Source organism: Pseudomonas sp. BBP2017, from assembly GCF_003024385.1.
GTDB lineage: Bacteria > Pseudomonadota > Gammaproteobacteria > Pseudomonadales > Pseudomonadaceae > Aquipseudomonas.
In genome coordinates this window covers 91,758-105,949 of the sequence record NZ_PVZN01000010.1, presented here as the reverse complement: position 1 = coordinate 105,949, position 14,192 = coordinate 91,758, and the positions used below count along the sequence as shown (strand labels likewise).

The following is a 14,192-nucleotide window of genomic DNA, read 5'->3' as shown; positions in this document are numbered from 1 at the left end:
TAAAGACGGCTGCATGGAAGGGCACGTCCATAATTATTGGCCATTGGCTGCCAACTTCGAGTGCAGATTATCTTGCACTCCATATTTATATGCCTGCGAACGCTGAAATGACATCTTTTTGCCACAACTCCGTTCGCCCGGACATTGCTGGTTAATCAACCCGGCCTGACTCTGCAAGTTGAGTCGGCATGATAAACACATGAGGTGATAGCGATGCGTATCAGCATCTTTGGTTTGGGTTATGTGGGTGCAGTCTGTGCTGGTTGCCTGTCCGCACGGGGTCATGAAGTGATTGGCGTGGATGTTTCCAGGACCAAGATTGATCTGATCAACCAGGGCAAATCGCCAATTGTCGAACCCGGGCTTGAAGCACTCTTGCAACAGGGTATCGACACCGGCCGCCTGCGTGGTACCACCAACTTTGCCGCGGCGATCATCGACAGCGACCTGTCGATGATCTGCGTGGGTACGCCGAGCAAGAAGAACGGCGACCTGGGCCTGGAGTACATCGAGTCGGTGTGCCGCGAAATCGGCTTCGTGCTGCGCGAAAAAGCCAGCCGCCACACCATCGTGGTGCGCAGTACGGTGCTGCCAGGCACAGTGAAGAACGTGGTGATCCCGATACTTGAAGACTGCTCGGGGAAGAAAGCCGGCGTCGATTTCGGCGTAGCGGTCAACCCAGAGTTCCTGCGTGAAAGCACCGCGATCAAGGATTACGACCAGCCACCGATGACGGTCATCGGTGAGCTGGACAAGGCCAGCGGCGACGTCCTGCAGTCGCTGTATGAAGAGCTCGACGCGCCGGTCATCCGCAAGGACATCGAAGTGGCCGAGATGATCAAGTACACCTGCAACGTCTGGCACGCGGCAAAAGTGACCTTCGCCAACGAGATCGGCAACATCGCCAAAGCGGTCGGTGTCGATGGCCGCGAAGTGATGGACGTGGTCTGCCAGGACAAAGCCCTGAATCTTTCGCAGTACTACATGCGCCCAGGCTTTGCCTTTGGCGGTTCGTGCCTGCCCAAGGACGTACGCGCCCTGACCTACCGCGCCAGCAGCCTGGACGTGAAGGCGCCGCTGCTCAACTCGCTGATGACCAGCAACGAATCGCAGGTGCAGAACGCTTTCGACATCATCGAAAGCCACGACAAGCGCAAGGTCGCCCTGCTTGGCCTGAGCTTCAAGGCCGGCACCGACGACCTGCGCGAAAGCCCGCTGGTGGAACTGGCCGAGCGCCTGATCGGCAAGGGCTATGAGCTGAACATCTACGACAGCAACGTCGAGTACGCCCGGGTTCACGGGGCGAACAAGGACTACATCGAGTCGAAGATCCCCCACGTTTCGTCGCTGCTCAACGCTGACTTCGACCAGGTCATCAACCACGCCGACGTGATCGTCCTGGGCAACCGCGACGAGAAGTTCCGCGCCCTGGCCCAGCAAGCGCCTGAAGGCAAGCAGGTCATCGATCTGGTCGGCTTCATGAGCAAGGCCAGTTCCCCGGCCACCCGCACCGAAGGCATCTGCTGGTAACCCGGCAGGTTGCGCAGGGCCTTTGGGCCCTGTGCATCACCCTTCTCTCCTCTCTGGATACGGATGCAGAACATGCAAAGGCTCAAGCACGACCTGCTACAGGTCGCCGGTTGGCTGTTCTACGTGAGCCTGCTCATGTTGATCGCCCTGGCCTTGCCCAACTCCATTTTCGACCCCGACTCGAAGGATTTCATTTTCCTCGTCGGCGCCGTCGGTATCTGGCGCTATTCCATGGGTGCCACGCACTTTGTGCGCGGCATGCTGTTTCTCTATGTGGTCTACCCGCTGCTACGTCGCAAGGTGCGCAAGCTGGGCAGCGCCGCCGATCCATCGCATGTCTACCTGATGGTCACCAGCTTTCGCATCGACGCCCTGACCACTGCCCAGGTCTACAGCTCGGTAATTCGCGAGGCGATCGACTGCGGCTACCCGACCACGGTGGTCTGCTCGCTGGTGGAAATGTCAGACGAGCTGCTGGTGAAAAGCCTCTGGGAAAAACTCAATCCGCCGGACCGCGTCACCCTGGACTTCGTGCGTATCGCCGGGACCGGCAAGCGTGACGGTCTGGCCTACGGTTTTCGTGCCATCTCCCGCCACTTGCCGGACGAGAATGCCGTGGTAGCGGTGATCGACGGCGATACCGTGCTCGATGCAGGCGTGGTGCGCAAGACCGTGCCGTGGTTCAAGTTGTTCGCCAATGTCGGCGGCCTGACCACCAACGAATTCTGCGAAGTGCGCGGCGGCTACATCATGAGCGAGTGGCACAAGCTGCGCTTCGCCCAGCGCCACATCAACATGTGCTCGATGGCCCTGTCCAAGCGCGTGCTGACCATGACCGGGCGCATGTCGGTGTTCCGCGCCGCGGTGGTGACCAACCCAGAATTCATCGCCGACGTCGAGAACGACTCGCTGCAGCACTGGCGTCTGGGCCGCTTCAAGTTCCTCACCGGTGACGACAAGTCCAGCTGGTTCAGCCTCATGCGCCTGGGCTACGACACCTTCTACGTGCCGGACGCGGCGATCAACACGGTCGAGCACCCGCCGGAAAAGAGCTTCATCAAGGCCAGCCGCAAACTGATGTACCGCTGGTACGGCAACAACCTGCGGCAGAACTCGCGAGCCCTCGGCTTGGGTATCCGTCGCCTGGGCCTGTTCACCAGCGTGGTGCTGTTCGACCAGCGTGTATCGATGTGGACCAGCCTGCTGGGCTTGAGCGTTGCGGTGATTGCCAGCCTGAAATTCGGCCCGGCGTTCCTGTTGGTATACCTGCTGTGGATCGGCATCACCCGCCTGATCCTGACCCTCATGCTGCTGTGCTCGGGCCACAACATCGGTCCGGCCTACCCGCTGATCCTTTATTACAACCAGATCGTCGGCGCGATCATGAAAATCTACGTGTTCTTCCGCCTCGACAAGCAGTCCTGGACGCGCCAGCCGACTGCCCTCAAACGCGACCTCGCCAGCTTTCAACAATGGTTCAACACCTGGTCCTCCCGGACCATGACCTTCTCGGCAGCCAGCATCTTCATTGCTGTGCTGTTCATGGTCGTGTGAGCCGGAAACCGATTGGATTAAACAGGAACAAATCGCCATGAATACCGCCGTGAACGTCAATGTCGTGCATGAGTCCGAAGCCCAGCGCCAGCACGCCCGGGTGCGCATCCCGGCCAAATTGCGTTACCTGGGGAGCAACCGCGAAACCCTGGAAGTGAAGGTCGATGACCTGTCTGCCGGCGGCCTGAGCTTCCATGCCAAGCAGCCGCTGAAAATCGGCGATGTGTCGCGCGGGCGCTTGCAGTTCACCGTCGACAAGCTCGGCCTGGCCATGGACATCGAGTTCCAGGTGCGCTCCTTCGACCCGTCCAGCGGCCGTACCGGCGTGCAGTTCCAGAACCTTGAGCCGCGCGATATCGCTACCCTGCGACACATCATCACTTCGCACTTGTCGGGCGAGTTGATCACCATTGGCGATGTGCTCAGCACCCTGCAACGCGACAACTTCACCAAGGCGCGCAAGCACAAAGACGCCAACGGCGGCATGAGTGCCCTCGGCCGTCTGCGTGCGGTGACGTTCAGCCTTGGCGTGTTCGTGGTCGGCGTCGCCGCCTTCGGCTTCATCGCCAAGTCGGTGTATGGCCTTTACTTCGTCAGCCATGCCCAGGCCGGTGTGGTCAGTGTGCCGACCACCAACGTCACCATGCCCCGCGACGGCACACTGCAAAGCCTGGTCGAGGATGGTGGCCAGGTGGTCAAGGGCGCACCGCTGGCCTCGTTCAGCACCAGCATGCTGGACATGCTCAAGGGCCATCTGGACGACCAACAGCTTGAGCCGAGCAAGGTCGAAGAACTGTTCGGCAAGCAACTGAGCGGCACCCTGACCAGCCCTTGCGATTGTGTGGTCGCTCGCCAATTGGTGGATGACGGCCAGTATGCAAGCAAAGGCCAGGTGATCTTCCAGCTGATTCCGCGCACGGTGAATCCGAGCGTCGAGGCGCGTTTCAGCTATCGCCAGTTCGACGACGTCCAGCCGGGTACCCGGGTCAATTTCCAGATCGCTGGCGAAGACCAATGGCGCACTGGCGAGATCGTCAGCAGCACCAGCCTGAACAGCGAAGACCTGTCTTCGGACATTCGTGTGCAGATCCAACCCGAAGGTGCCTTGCCCGGCGAACTGGCGGACCGCCCAGTGGCGGTGGACAGCAATCGTGGCCCGTCGCTGGACTGGCTGATCGACAAAGCCGTAGCCCGTGGGCTCTAAGGGAGACATGCTGGTGAATACTCGACCTGTAGGAGCCGGCATTGCCGGCGATGGGCTGCGCAGCGGCCCCCATGGGCCCAGCTCGCTCATGATCCTGTGCAGCCTGGCCCTGGCCATCAGCCTGGCCGGTTGCGCCGGCCTGCCCGACCAACGCCTGGCCAACGAAGCGCTCAAGCGCGGCGACACCGCCCTGGCCGAACAGAACTACCAGCAACTGGCCGACCTCGGCTACAGCGAGGCTCAGGTCGGTCTGGCCGATATCCAGATGGAAACCCGCGATCCGGCCAAACTCAAGCAAGCCGAAGCGACCTACCGCGCTGCCGCCGATATTTCGCCGCGTGCCCAGGCTCGCCTTGGCCGTCTGCTGGCCGCCAAAGCGGATGCTTCTGAAGCTGAACGCCAGGAAGCCGAAACCCTGCTGAAGAAAGCCTTCGCCAATGGCGAGGGCAGCACCCTGATTCCTCTGGCGATGCTCTACCTGCAATTCCCGCAGAGCTTCCCCGGCACCAATGCACAACAGCAGATCGATCAGTGGCGCGCCGCAGGCTACCCGGAAGCGGGCCTGGCCCAAGTGCTGCTATATCGCACCCAGAACACCTACGACCAGCACCTGGCCGAGGTCGAGCGGATCTGCAAGGCCGCACTGACCACCACCGACGTTTGCTACGTCGAACTGGCGAGCGTGTACCAGAAACGCGGCCAGGCCGAGCAGCAAGCCGCGTTGATCGAGCAAGTGAAAAGCGCCTACCAGCGCGGCGTGATTCCAGCCAGCCGCGTCGACAGCGTCGCCCGTGTGCTGGCCGACCGCAGCTTGGGGCAGACCGACGAGAAAACCGCCCAGGCGCTGCTTGAGCAAGTGGCTCCCGTCAACCCGGCCTCCTGGGTCAGCCTGGCGCAATTGGCCTACGACTTCCCCGAGCTTGGCGACACCGACAAGCTGATGGAGTACATCGACAAGGGCCGAGCGGCTGAACAACCCCGTGCCGAGCTGTTGCTGGGGCGCCTGTATTACGAAGGCAAGACTGTTCCGGCCGATGCAGAAAAAGCCGAAAGCCATCTGCAAAACGCCGCCGACGCTGGCGAAATCAGCGCCCATTACTACCTGGGTCAGCTGTACCGCCGTGGCTACCTGGGCAACGTCGATCCGCAGAAAGCGGTCGATCATCTGCTCACGGCCGCCCGCGGCGGCCAGCTCAGTGCCGACTACGCCCTGGCGCAGCTGTTCAGCGAAGGCCATGGCATTCGCCAGGACCTGGTCAACGCCTGGGTCTTCAGCCAACTGGCGCAGGCTAACCCCAGCGAGCAATCCCAGACACTGGCCGCTGAGCTCGACCAGCAACTCAGCCCACCACAAAAAGCCCAGGCCGAACGCCTGTTGCAACAGGAGCGTCAGGCCCGTGGCGCCATCGGCCAAGGCGCAGGTGCCCTGGCCCTGCATGCTGTGCAAGCACCTGAAGAAGGCGAGGACTCCCTATGACACTCAATCCGTGGATGAAAGCCGGCCTCGGCCTTGGTTTCGCCCTGCTGTGGTCGTGCCCGACCCTGGCGGCGATGACCGCTGAAAAGAACTTTGGCCTGGATATAAAGATCACCGGTCAGTCCGAAGACGACCGCGATCTGGGCACCCGCTCTGGTGGCGACGTCAACGGTGTGGGTCTGGACCTGCGCCCCTGGGTCTATGGTGAACGCGGCAACTGGAGCGCCTTCGCCATGGGCCAGGCGGTTGCCGCCACCGACATCATCGAGACCGACTCTCTGCGCCAGTCCGGCAACCAAGCCGAATCTGGCAGCAGTAATGCCGATGGCCGCGAGGCTGACAAGAGCTACCTGGCGATGCGCGAATTCTGGGTCGGCTACAGCGGCCTGACTGCCTACCCCGGCGAACAGCTGCGCTTCGGCCGCCAGCGCCTGCGCAACGAAGACGGCATGTGGCGCGACACCAACATCGAAGCGCTGAACTGGACCTTCGACACCACCCTGCTGCGCGCCAACCTTGGCGTCGCCGAGCGCTTCAGTGAATACCGTACCGACCTCACCGAGCTGGCCCCGGTAGACAAGGATCGCCTGCACGTCTACGGCGACATTGCCACCCAGTGGACACCAGGGCATTGGGCCGGCCTGCGCGCCCACCACACCCATGACAACGGCAATCTCAAGAGCCCGGGCGAGACCGTCGATGAGCTGGACAAGACACGTACCGGCGATCTGACCTGGCTGGGCCTTGAGGCCAACAGCGACGCCTACAACTGGCGCAACCAGAACCTGGTCAATTACTGGGGTAGCGTGACCTGGCTGACCGGTGACCGCGACAGCCTCAACACCACTACCGTCAATGGCGAACAGATTGCCAGCGGCAAGCAGAGCCGTGACGTCAACGCCTGGGCCAGCGACCTCGGTATCCGCCTGCGCCTTGACCCCAACTGGCAAGTCGGCGCCGCCTACGCCCGCGGCGGCGGTGGCAGCGACGGTTCGAGCAACTACGAGCAGACCGGCCTTGAAAGCAACCGCTCCAACTTCACCGGCACCCGCTCACGCGTGCACCGCTTCGGCGAGGCGTTCCGTGGCGAACTGGGCAACCTCCAGGCCGCGACCCTGTTCACCTCCTGGCAACTGCGCGACGACTACGACGCCAGCCTGATCTACCACAAATTCTGGCGCGTCGATGGCGACCAGAACATCAGCAGCAGCGGCATCAACGCGGTGGTCGAGGACAACGGGATCAACCGTCCGCTGATCCAGGGCGAGAAAGATCTGGGCCAGGAAATGGATGTGGTGGTCACCAAGTACTTCAAGCAAGGCCTGTTGCCCGCCTCCTTGAGCCAGTCGGTCGACGAGCCGTCGGCGCTGGTGCGTTTGCGTGCCGGGGTGTTCAAGCCGGGTGACGCCTATGGCAAGGAAACCGACTCGTACATGCACCGCGCCTTCGTCGACGTGATCTGGCGCTTCTGATGCCTGGAGTGCACTGATATGAGCCTTCAATCGAACACCCTGCAGCGCTTGCTGGCCGGTAGCCTGTTGCTGGCCAGCAGCATCGCCCTGGCCAACAGTCAGGCGCCGGTTCCGGTGGCCAAAGGACTGCAACAGGCCAAGACTTATACGGTCAGCAGCGCGCCGATCGAACCGCTGCAGATTCCGCCGCCGACCCTGCCCGACCTGTCCGGCTACAGCGCTGAGGCAGTGCAGAAAAAGATCCAGCGTACGCACAAGGGCAAAGTCTCGGTGCGGCGCATGCTGCAGGAAAACGCACTCAAGGAATTCATCGGTGGCGACAACAAGATGGCCGAATGGGTGGCGCGTCAGCACGGCATTCCGCAGGCGATCTTCATCGATGACGGCCATGTCGACTTCAGCGAACTGAGCAAGCGCGTGCCCAAACAGTACCTGAGCGAAACCTCGCCAGGCGTCTACCTGGCGCGCCTGCCTATCGTGGTCGGCGCCAAGGGTGTGCTGGAGATCGACGCCAAGGTCAAGGAACTGCGCCTGTCCCAGGAAGGCGGCGCGTTCATCGTCAACGACGGCAAACTGTTCGTCACCGATACCAAGGTGACCGGCTGGCGCGAGCAGGACAACGGCCCGGCGACGTTCCGTTCGCCCAACGAGTTCCGCCCGTTCCTGCTGTCCTGGGGCGGCACCGAGACTTACATCGTCAACAGCCAGATGGCCAGCTTCGGCTACGCCAAGAGTAAGTCCTACGGGGTGAGTATTTCCCAGTACACGCCGAACATGGCCAAGCAGATGGGCCGCGCCGAACCTACCGGCTGGATCATCGGCTCACAGTTCAGCGACATGTGGTACGGCTTCTACTGCTACGAAACCAGCGACTTCGTGGTCAAGGACAGCACCTACCGCGACAACATCGTCTACGGCATTGACCCGCACGACCGTTCGCACCGTTTGATCATCGCCGGCAACAGCGTGTACGGGACGAAAAAGAAGCACGGCATCATCGTGTCCCGTGAGGTCAACGACAGCTGGATCATCAACAACAAGAGCTACGACAACAAGCTCTCGGGCGTGGTGATCGACCGTAACAGCGTCAACAACCTGATCGCCTACAACGAGATCTACCGCAACCACACCGACGGCATCACCCTGTACGAAAGCGGCGACAACCTGATCTGGGGCAACAAGCTGATCAACAACCGCCGCCACGGCATTCGCGTGCGCAACAGCGTCAACATCCGCCTGTACGAGAACGTCGCCATGGCCAACGGCCTGGTCGGCGTGTACGGCCACATCAAGGACCTCTCCGACACCGACCGCGACATCGCCCTCGACCCGTTCGACACCAAGGTCTCGCTGATCGTCGTCGGTGGTGAGCTGGCGGCCAACGGCAGCGGCCCGTTGTCGATCGACTCGCCGTTGAGCGTGGAGCTGTACCGGGTGTCGATGCTGGCACCGAGCAAGGCCAGCGGCATCAGCTTTTCCGGGGTGCTGGGTGAACGTCAGGACGAGATCCTCGACCTGATGGTGCGCCAGCAGAAAGCCGTATTGATCGACCCGGTCGAGCGCCAGACCGAAATGGCGGATTAAGGAAGCCACGACATGACTCCACATCTGATGAAATTGCTTGGCCTGCAACTCCTCGGCGTAAGCGCTGCCTTGCTGACAATCAGCAACAGCGCGCAGGCCGACAACGTACAAGCACCGATCTTCAGCGCCGAACCCTGCTGCCAGTTGTGCCCCGAAGCGCATGACGCCAGCCGCTACACCACCCGTTACCAGCAGAACTTCACCACCCTGGTGCAAGCCCAGGGTGACTGGCTGTTCCGTGCCCGCGAGGATCTGCGCACCGAATTCCAGACCACCCCCGCTGGCTACAAACGCCTGCAGCAACTGCATGACGCCTTCAAGGCACGCGGCATCGAGCTGGTGGTGGTTTATCAGCCGACCCGTGGCCTGGTAAACCGCAACATGCTCAAGCCGGCCGAGAAAGCCGCGTTCAACTACGAGAAAGCCCTGAGCAACTATCAGGCGATGCTCGCCCGCTTCAGCAAGATGGGCTACAACGTGCCCGACCTGTCGCCGCTGACCAATGAACAGTTGACTGCTGCCGACCAGGGCAAGGATTTCTACTTCCGCGGTGACCAGCACTGGACGCCTTACGGCGCCGAGCGCGCGGCCAAGATTGTGGCTGACACGGTGCACAAGATGCCTGCATTCGAAGGCATTCCTCGGCGTGAATTCGAAAGCCACAAGTCCGGGCGCATGGGTAAGACCGGCACCCTGCACAACGTCGCCGGGCAACTGTGCGGCACCAGCTATGCGGTGCAGTACATGGACCAGTTCGTCACCGAACCCAAGGGCGAAAGCGGCAGCGACGACCTGTTCGGCGATTCCGCTAATCCAAAAATCACCTTGGTCGGCACCAGCCACAGCGGCAAGAACTACAACTTCTCCGGCTTCCTCGAACAGTACATCGGTGCCGACGTGCTCAACGTCGCCTTTCCTGGCGGTGGCCTGGAAGGCTCGATGATCCAGTACCTGGGCAGTGACGACTTCAAGAACAACCCGCCGAAGATCCTTATCTGGGAGTTCTCGCCACTGTATCGCCTGGACCAGGAAACCATCTGGCGGCAAATGCTCGCCCTGCTCGACAACGGTTGCGAAGGCAAGCCGGCACAGATGCACGCCAATGCCACGCTCAAACCGGGCAAGAACGAGCTGATGGTCAACGGCAAGGCTGGTGTGATCAAGGACCTGAGCAATGGCCGCCACCAACTGGACATCAAGTTCGAAGACACCTCGGTCAAGGTGCTGCAGGCCACGCTCTGGTACCTCAACGGCCGTCATGAAGACGTGAAGATCGAAAAGCCGACGACCGCTGACACCGATGGCCGCTTCGCCTTCCAGCTGCGCGAGGATGAAGACTGGGCCAGCCAGACCCTGCTCGCGGTGGAAGTTCAGGGCCCGCAAAGCGGCACCGAGAAAGTCGAAGCCACGCTCTGCAAACGCAACAATTTCGCCACTGCGCAACATACCGCGCAGGCCGGCCAGTGAGGCGCACCATGCACATCAGCAAACTGACGGCTCCGGCCTTGCTCTCCCTGGCCCTGCTCGGCCCGGCTACGCAGGCTGCCGGGCTGGTTCCACCCCAGGGTTACTACGCCGGGATCGAAAAACTCAAGACCGGCCCCAGCGACTACAAGTGCGAGGCCGTTCCCAAGCCTTACACCGGCAAGTTGCAATTTCGCAGCAAGTACGAAGGTTCGGACAGCGCCCGCGCAACCTTGAACAAGACCTCGGAAAAAGCCTTCCGCGACTCCACCGCGAGCATCACCACGCTTGAGCACGGAGTCAGCAAACAGGTCATGCAGTACATGCGCGACGGCCGCCCGCAGCAGCTCGATTGCACCCTGGAATGGCTGAGCAGCTGGGCCCGCGCCGATGCGTTGATGTCGACCGACTACAACCACACCGGCAAGTCCATGCGCAAATGGACGCTGGGCAGCCTGAGCGCCTCCTGGCTGCAGCTGAAATTCTCCAACCCCCAGCCCCTGGCCGCGCATCAACAGGAAGCCGAGTTGATCGAAAAATGGTTCGCACGCCTGGCCGATCAGGTGGTCAGGGACTGGAGCAATCTGCCCCTGGAAAAGATCAACAACCATTCCTACTGGGCCGCCTGGTCAGTGATGGCCACCGCCGTGGCGACCGACCGCCGCGACCTGTTCGACTGGTCGGTGAAGGAATACCGGGTGGCCGCCAACCAGGTCGACGCCCAAGGCTTCTTGCCCAACGAACTCAAGCGCAAGCAACGCGCCCTGGCCTACCACAACTACGCCCTGCCGCCGCTGGCGATGATCGCCAGCTTTGCCCAGGCCAATGGTGTTGATGTGCGCCCGGAAAACAACGGTGCGCTCAAGCGTCTGGGTGAGCGGGTGCTGTCCGGGGCGAAAGACCCGAGTCCGTTCAACAACAAAAGTGGCGAGAAGCAGGCCATGGGCGACCTCAAGGTCGACAGCAAATACGCCTGGCTCGAACCCTGGTGCAGCCTTTACCGCTGCAGTGCCGATGCGCTGAAGAAGAAGCACGACATGCAGCCGTTCAGGAATTTCCGTCTCGGCGGCGACCTGACCCGGATCTACGACCCGCAGGCCGCACAGAAGAAATGAGGTAGTTCCCATCGCAGGGCAAGCCCGCTCCCACAGGAGCGCGGCGTACCCGGTGGGAGCGGGCTTGCCCCGCGATGCTGTTAAAGGTTTCCCCACAAATTTACGTGGGGGGCTTGGGGGGCTGCTGCCCCGATTATGGATAACGACAAGGAGAGATCGGGATGGTGTTCTCGTCCAATGTGTTCCTGTTTCTGTTCCTGCCGATCTTTCTCGGCTTGTACTACTTGAGCGGGCAACGCTATCGCAACGCGCTGTTGCTGCTGGCCAGCTACCTGTTCTACGCCTGGTGGCGGGTGGACTTCCTCGCGCTGTTTGCCGGGGTCACCCTGTGGAACTACTGGATCGGCCTGAAAGTCGGCGCCGCCGGCGTGCGGAGCAATCCGGCCCAGCGCTGGCTGCTGCTCGGGGTCGCCGTCGACCTGTGCATCCTCGGCTATTTCAAGTACGCCAACTTCGGCGTCGACAGCATTAACGCGATCATGACCTCCTTCGGTCTTGAACCGTTTATCCTTACCCATGTGCTGCTGCCGATCGGTATCTCGTTCTACATTTTCGAGTCGATCAGCTACATCATCGACGTGTACCGCGGCGACACCCCGGCCACCCGCAACCTGATCGACTTCGCCGCCTTCGTGGCGATCTTCCCGCACCTGATCGCCGGTCCCGTGCTGCGCTTCAAGGACCTGGCCGACCAGTTCAACCACCGCACCCACACCCTCGACAAGTTCTCCGAGGGCTGCACACGGTTCATGCAGGGCTTTATCAAGAAGGTGTTCATCGCCGACACCCTGGCGGTGGTCGCCGACCATTGCTTCGCCTTGCAGAACCCGACCACCGGTGACGCCTGGCTCGGCGCCCTGGCCTACACCGCGCAACTGTACTTCGACTTCTCCGGCTACAGCGACATGGCCATCGGCCTGGGCTTGATGATGGGTTTCCGCTTCATGGAAAACTTCAAGCAGCCGTACATCAGCCAGTCGATCACCGAGTTCTGGCGGCGCTGGCATATCAGCCTGTCAACCTGGTTGCGCGACTACCTGTACATCACCCTCGGCGGCAACCGCGGCGGCACCGTCGCCACCTACCGCAACCTGTTCCTGACCATGCTCTTGGGCGGTCTGTGGCACGGTGCCAACTTCACTTACATCATCTGGGGAGCCTGGCACGGTATGTGGTTGGCCATCGAACGGGCGCTGGGCCTGGACACCAACCCGCAACGCTTCAACCCAGTCAAATGGGCCTTCACCTTCCTGCTGGTAGTAGTCGGCTGGGTGATCTTCCGCGCCGAAAACCTCGACGTCGCCGCACGCATGTACGGCGCGATGTTCAGCTTCGCTGACTGGCAGCTGTCGGAACTCAACCGCGCCAACCTCACCGGCCTGCAGGTAGCGACCCTGCTGGTGGCCTACGCGACCCTGGCGTTCTTCGGCCTGCGCGACTTCTACCGCAATGCCAACCCTGAGCCCAAACCCAGCCCGGTGGCCATGCACGCCGATGGCAGCCTGAGCCTGGACTGGGGCCTGTACGTCACCCGCGTGCTGGTGCTGCTGCTGTTCGTCGCCTCGATCCTCAAGCTCTCGGCGCAAAGCTACTCGCCGTTTCTCTACTTCCAGTTCTGAGTGAGCCGACCATGACCCGATCATTACGCAAACTCTATTCCGTGTTGTTCCTCGCCCTGCTCCTGGCTTTGGGAGTGTGGTCGCTGGGGGGCCTGAACAGCTTCCAGCGTACCGCGCAGATGAGCGTGCTCGACGGCAAGCTGGCGAAGGCTGCCGAGACCCACTACGACGAGCAGTTCCCACTCAAGCGCATTGGCACCAACCTGTGGGCGGCGCTGGACTTCAAACTGTTCAATGAAGGCCGCCCTGGCGTGGTGCTTGGCCGCGAGCACTGGCTGTTCAGCGATGAGGAATTCAAACCGGTCGCCAACAGCGATCAGTTCGAACAGGAAAACCTCGCGCTGATCCGCGGCGTACGCGACACCCTGCAACAGCGCGGCGTGCAGCTGGTACTGGCGATCGTACCGGCCAAGGCGCGGCTGTACAGCGAGTACCTGGGCGAACAAACCCCGGCCAGCTTGCACGCTGACCTGTACAGCGAATTCCATGCCCAGGCCCGTCAGGCCGGCGTCTTCGCTCCCGACCTGCTGACCCCGCTGCAGAGCGCCAAGGCCCGTGGCCAGGTGTTCCTGCGTACCGACACGCACTGGACGCCACTGGGCGCCGAGGTGGCCGCCCAGCATCTGGCCGAAGCCGTCAGCCGCCAGAACCTGCTCAACGGCGAACCGCAGCAGTTCATTACCGAACAGCGTCAGAGCGCGCCGTACAAGGGCGACCTGACCAACTTTCTGCCGCTCGACCCACTGTTCAGCAACCTGCTGCCGCCGCCCGATACCCTGCAAAAGCGCAGCACCCGCCCGACTGACTCGCACGCTGACAGTGGCGACGCCTTGTTCGCCGACAAACAAATCCCGGTGGCGCTGATCGGCACCAGCTACAGCGCCAACCCCAACTGGAACTTCCTCGGCGCGCTGCAGCAGGCACTGCGCAGTGACGTGGTCAATTACGCCGAAGACGGCCATGGCCCGCTGCTGCCAATGCTCAAGTACCTGCAGAGCGACGCCTTCAAAGGCAGCACCCCGCAAGTGCTGATCTGGGAGTTTCCGGAACGCTATCTGCCAATGAAAAACGACCTCAGCACTTTCGATCCGCAATGGATCGCCCAGCTGAAGAAAACCCGTAACGCCAATCAAGACCTGGCCCTGTCGTCCAATCGGACGCAACACTGAGAGG

General features: G+C 61.7%; 10 protein-coding genes. All 10 read left to right on the top strand.

Annotated elements, in window-relative coordinates; translation table 11 throughout:
• Positions 1-213 precede the first annotated feature (213 nt).
• Positions 214-1,530: a nucleotide sugar dehydrogenase gene (locus C6382_RS14270; RefSeq protein ID WP_107025065.1), complete on the top strand. Its 1,317-nt coding sequence runs from the start codon at positions 214-216 to the stop codon at positions 1,528-1,530.
• 72 nt (positions 1,531-1,602) lie between these two features.
• Positions 1,603-3,084, top strand: coding sequence for a mannuronan synthase (gene alg8, locus C6382_RS14265; RefSeq protein WP_178082782.1), 1,482 nt, complete (start codon positions 1,603-1,605; stop codon positions 3,082-3,084).
• A 37-nt stretch (positions 3,085-3,121) separates the two neighbouring features.
• Positions 3,122-4,288 (top strand): alginate biosynthesis protein Alg44, encoded by a 1,167-nt coding sequence (locus C6382_RS14260; RefSeq protein ID WP_107025063.1) that lies wholly within the window; start codon positions 3,122-3,124, stop codon positions 4,286-4,288.
• Positions 4,289-4,376: 88 nt separating this feature from the next.
• A complete protein-coding gene (gene algK / locus C6382_RS14255) occupies positions 4,377-5,765 on the top strand; it encodes an alginate biosynthesis TPR repeat lipoprotein AlgK (protein WP_256589104.1) in 1,389 nt (462 codons plus the stop codon).
• A complete protein-coding gene (locus C6382_RS14250) occupies positions 5,762-7,237 on the top strand; it encodes an alginate export family protein (protein WP_107025061.1) in 1,476 nt (491 codons plus the stop codon). Before algK ends, C6382_RS14250 begins: the two co-directional genes overlap by 4 nt.
• A gap of 18 nt (positions 7,238-7,255) precedes the next feature.
• The gene (gene algG, locus C6382_RS14245) at positions 7,256-8,821 is read left to right on the top strand and encodes a mannuronan 5-epimerase AlgG (RefSeq protein WP_107025060.1); all 1,566 of its coding nucleotides are present in this window, start codon (positions 7,256-7,258) and stop codon (positions 8,819-8,821) included.
• A gap of 12 nt (positions 8,822-8,833) precedes the next feature.
• The gene (locus C6382_RS14240) at positions 8,834-10,288 is read left to right on the top strand and encodes an alginate O-acetyltransferase (protein ID WP_107025059.1); all 1,455 of its coding nucleotides are present in this window, start codon (positions 8,834-8,836) and stop codon (positions 10,286-10,288) included.
• A gap of 8 nt (positions 10,289-10,296) precedes the next feature.
• Entirely contained in the window at positions 10,297-11,400 is a 1,104-nt protein-coding gene (locus C6382_RS14235) for a mannuronate-specific alginate lyase (protein ID WP_107025058.1), read from the top strand.
• A gap of 161 nt (positions 11,401-11,561) precedes the next feature.
• On the top strand, positions 11,562-13,019 hold the full coding sequence (locus C6382_RS14230; RefSeq protein WP_107025057.1) for an MBOAT family protein: 1,458 nt from the start codon (positions 11,562-11,564) through the stop codon (positions 13,017-13,019).
• Between the two features lie 11 nt (positions 13,020-13,030).
• Positions 13,031-14,188, top strand: a complete 1,158-nt coding sequence (locus C6382_RS14225) for an alginate O-acetyltransferase (protein WP_107025056.1) — start codon at positions 13,031-13,033, stop codon at positions 14,186-14,188.
• Positions 14,189-14,192 lie beyond the last annotated feature (4 nt).

Bases quoted from the DNA above. Each gene is read 5' to 3' on its own strand.
- C6382_RS14270 (WP_107025065.1), top strand. From the start codon at position 214: ATGCGTATCAGCATCTTTGGTTTGGGTTATGTGGGTGCAGTCTGTGCT.
- alg8 (WP_178082782.1), top strand. From the start codon at position 1,603: ATGCAAAGGCTCAAGCACGACCTGCTACAGGTCGCCGGTTGGCTGTTC.
- C6382_RS14260 (WP_107025063.1), top strand. From the start codon at position 3,122: ATGAATACCGCCGTGAACGTCAATGTCGTGCATGAGTCCGAAGCCCAG.
- algK (WP_256589104.1), top strand. From the start codon at position 4,377: ATGATCCTGTGCAGCCTGGCCCTGGCCATCAGCCTGGCCGGTTGCGCC.
- C6382_RS14250 (WP_107025061.1), top strand. From the start codon at position 5,762: ATGACACTCAATCCGTGGATGAAAGCCGGCCTCGGCCTTGGTTTCGCC.
- algG (WP_107025060.1), top strand. From the start codon at position 7,256: ATGAGCCTTCAATCGAACACCCTGCAGCGCTTGCTGGCCGGTAGCCTG.
- C6382_RS14240 (WP_107025059.1), top strand. From the start codon at position 8,834: ATGACTCCACATCTGATGAAATTGCTTGGCCTGCAACTCCTCGGCGTA.
- C6382_RS14235 (WP_107025058.1), top strand. From the start codon at position 10,297: ATGCACATCAGCAAACTGACGGCTCCGGCCTTGCTCTCCCTGGCCCTG.
- C6382_RS14230 (WP_107025057.1), top strand. From the start codon at position 11,562: ATGGTGTTCTCGTCCAATGTGTTCCTGTTTCTGTTCCTGCCGATCTTT.
- C6382_RS14225 (WP_107025056.1), top strand. From the start codon at position 13,031: ATGACCCGATCATTACGCAAACTCTATTCCGTGTTGTTCCTCGCCCTG.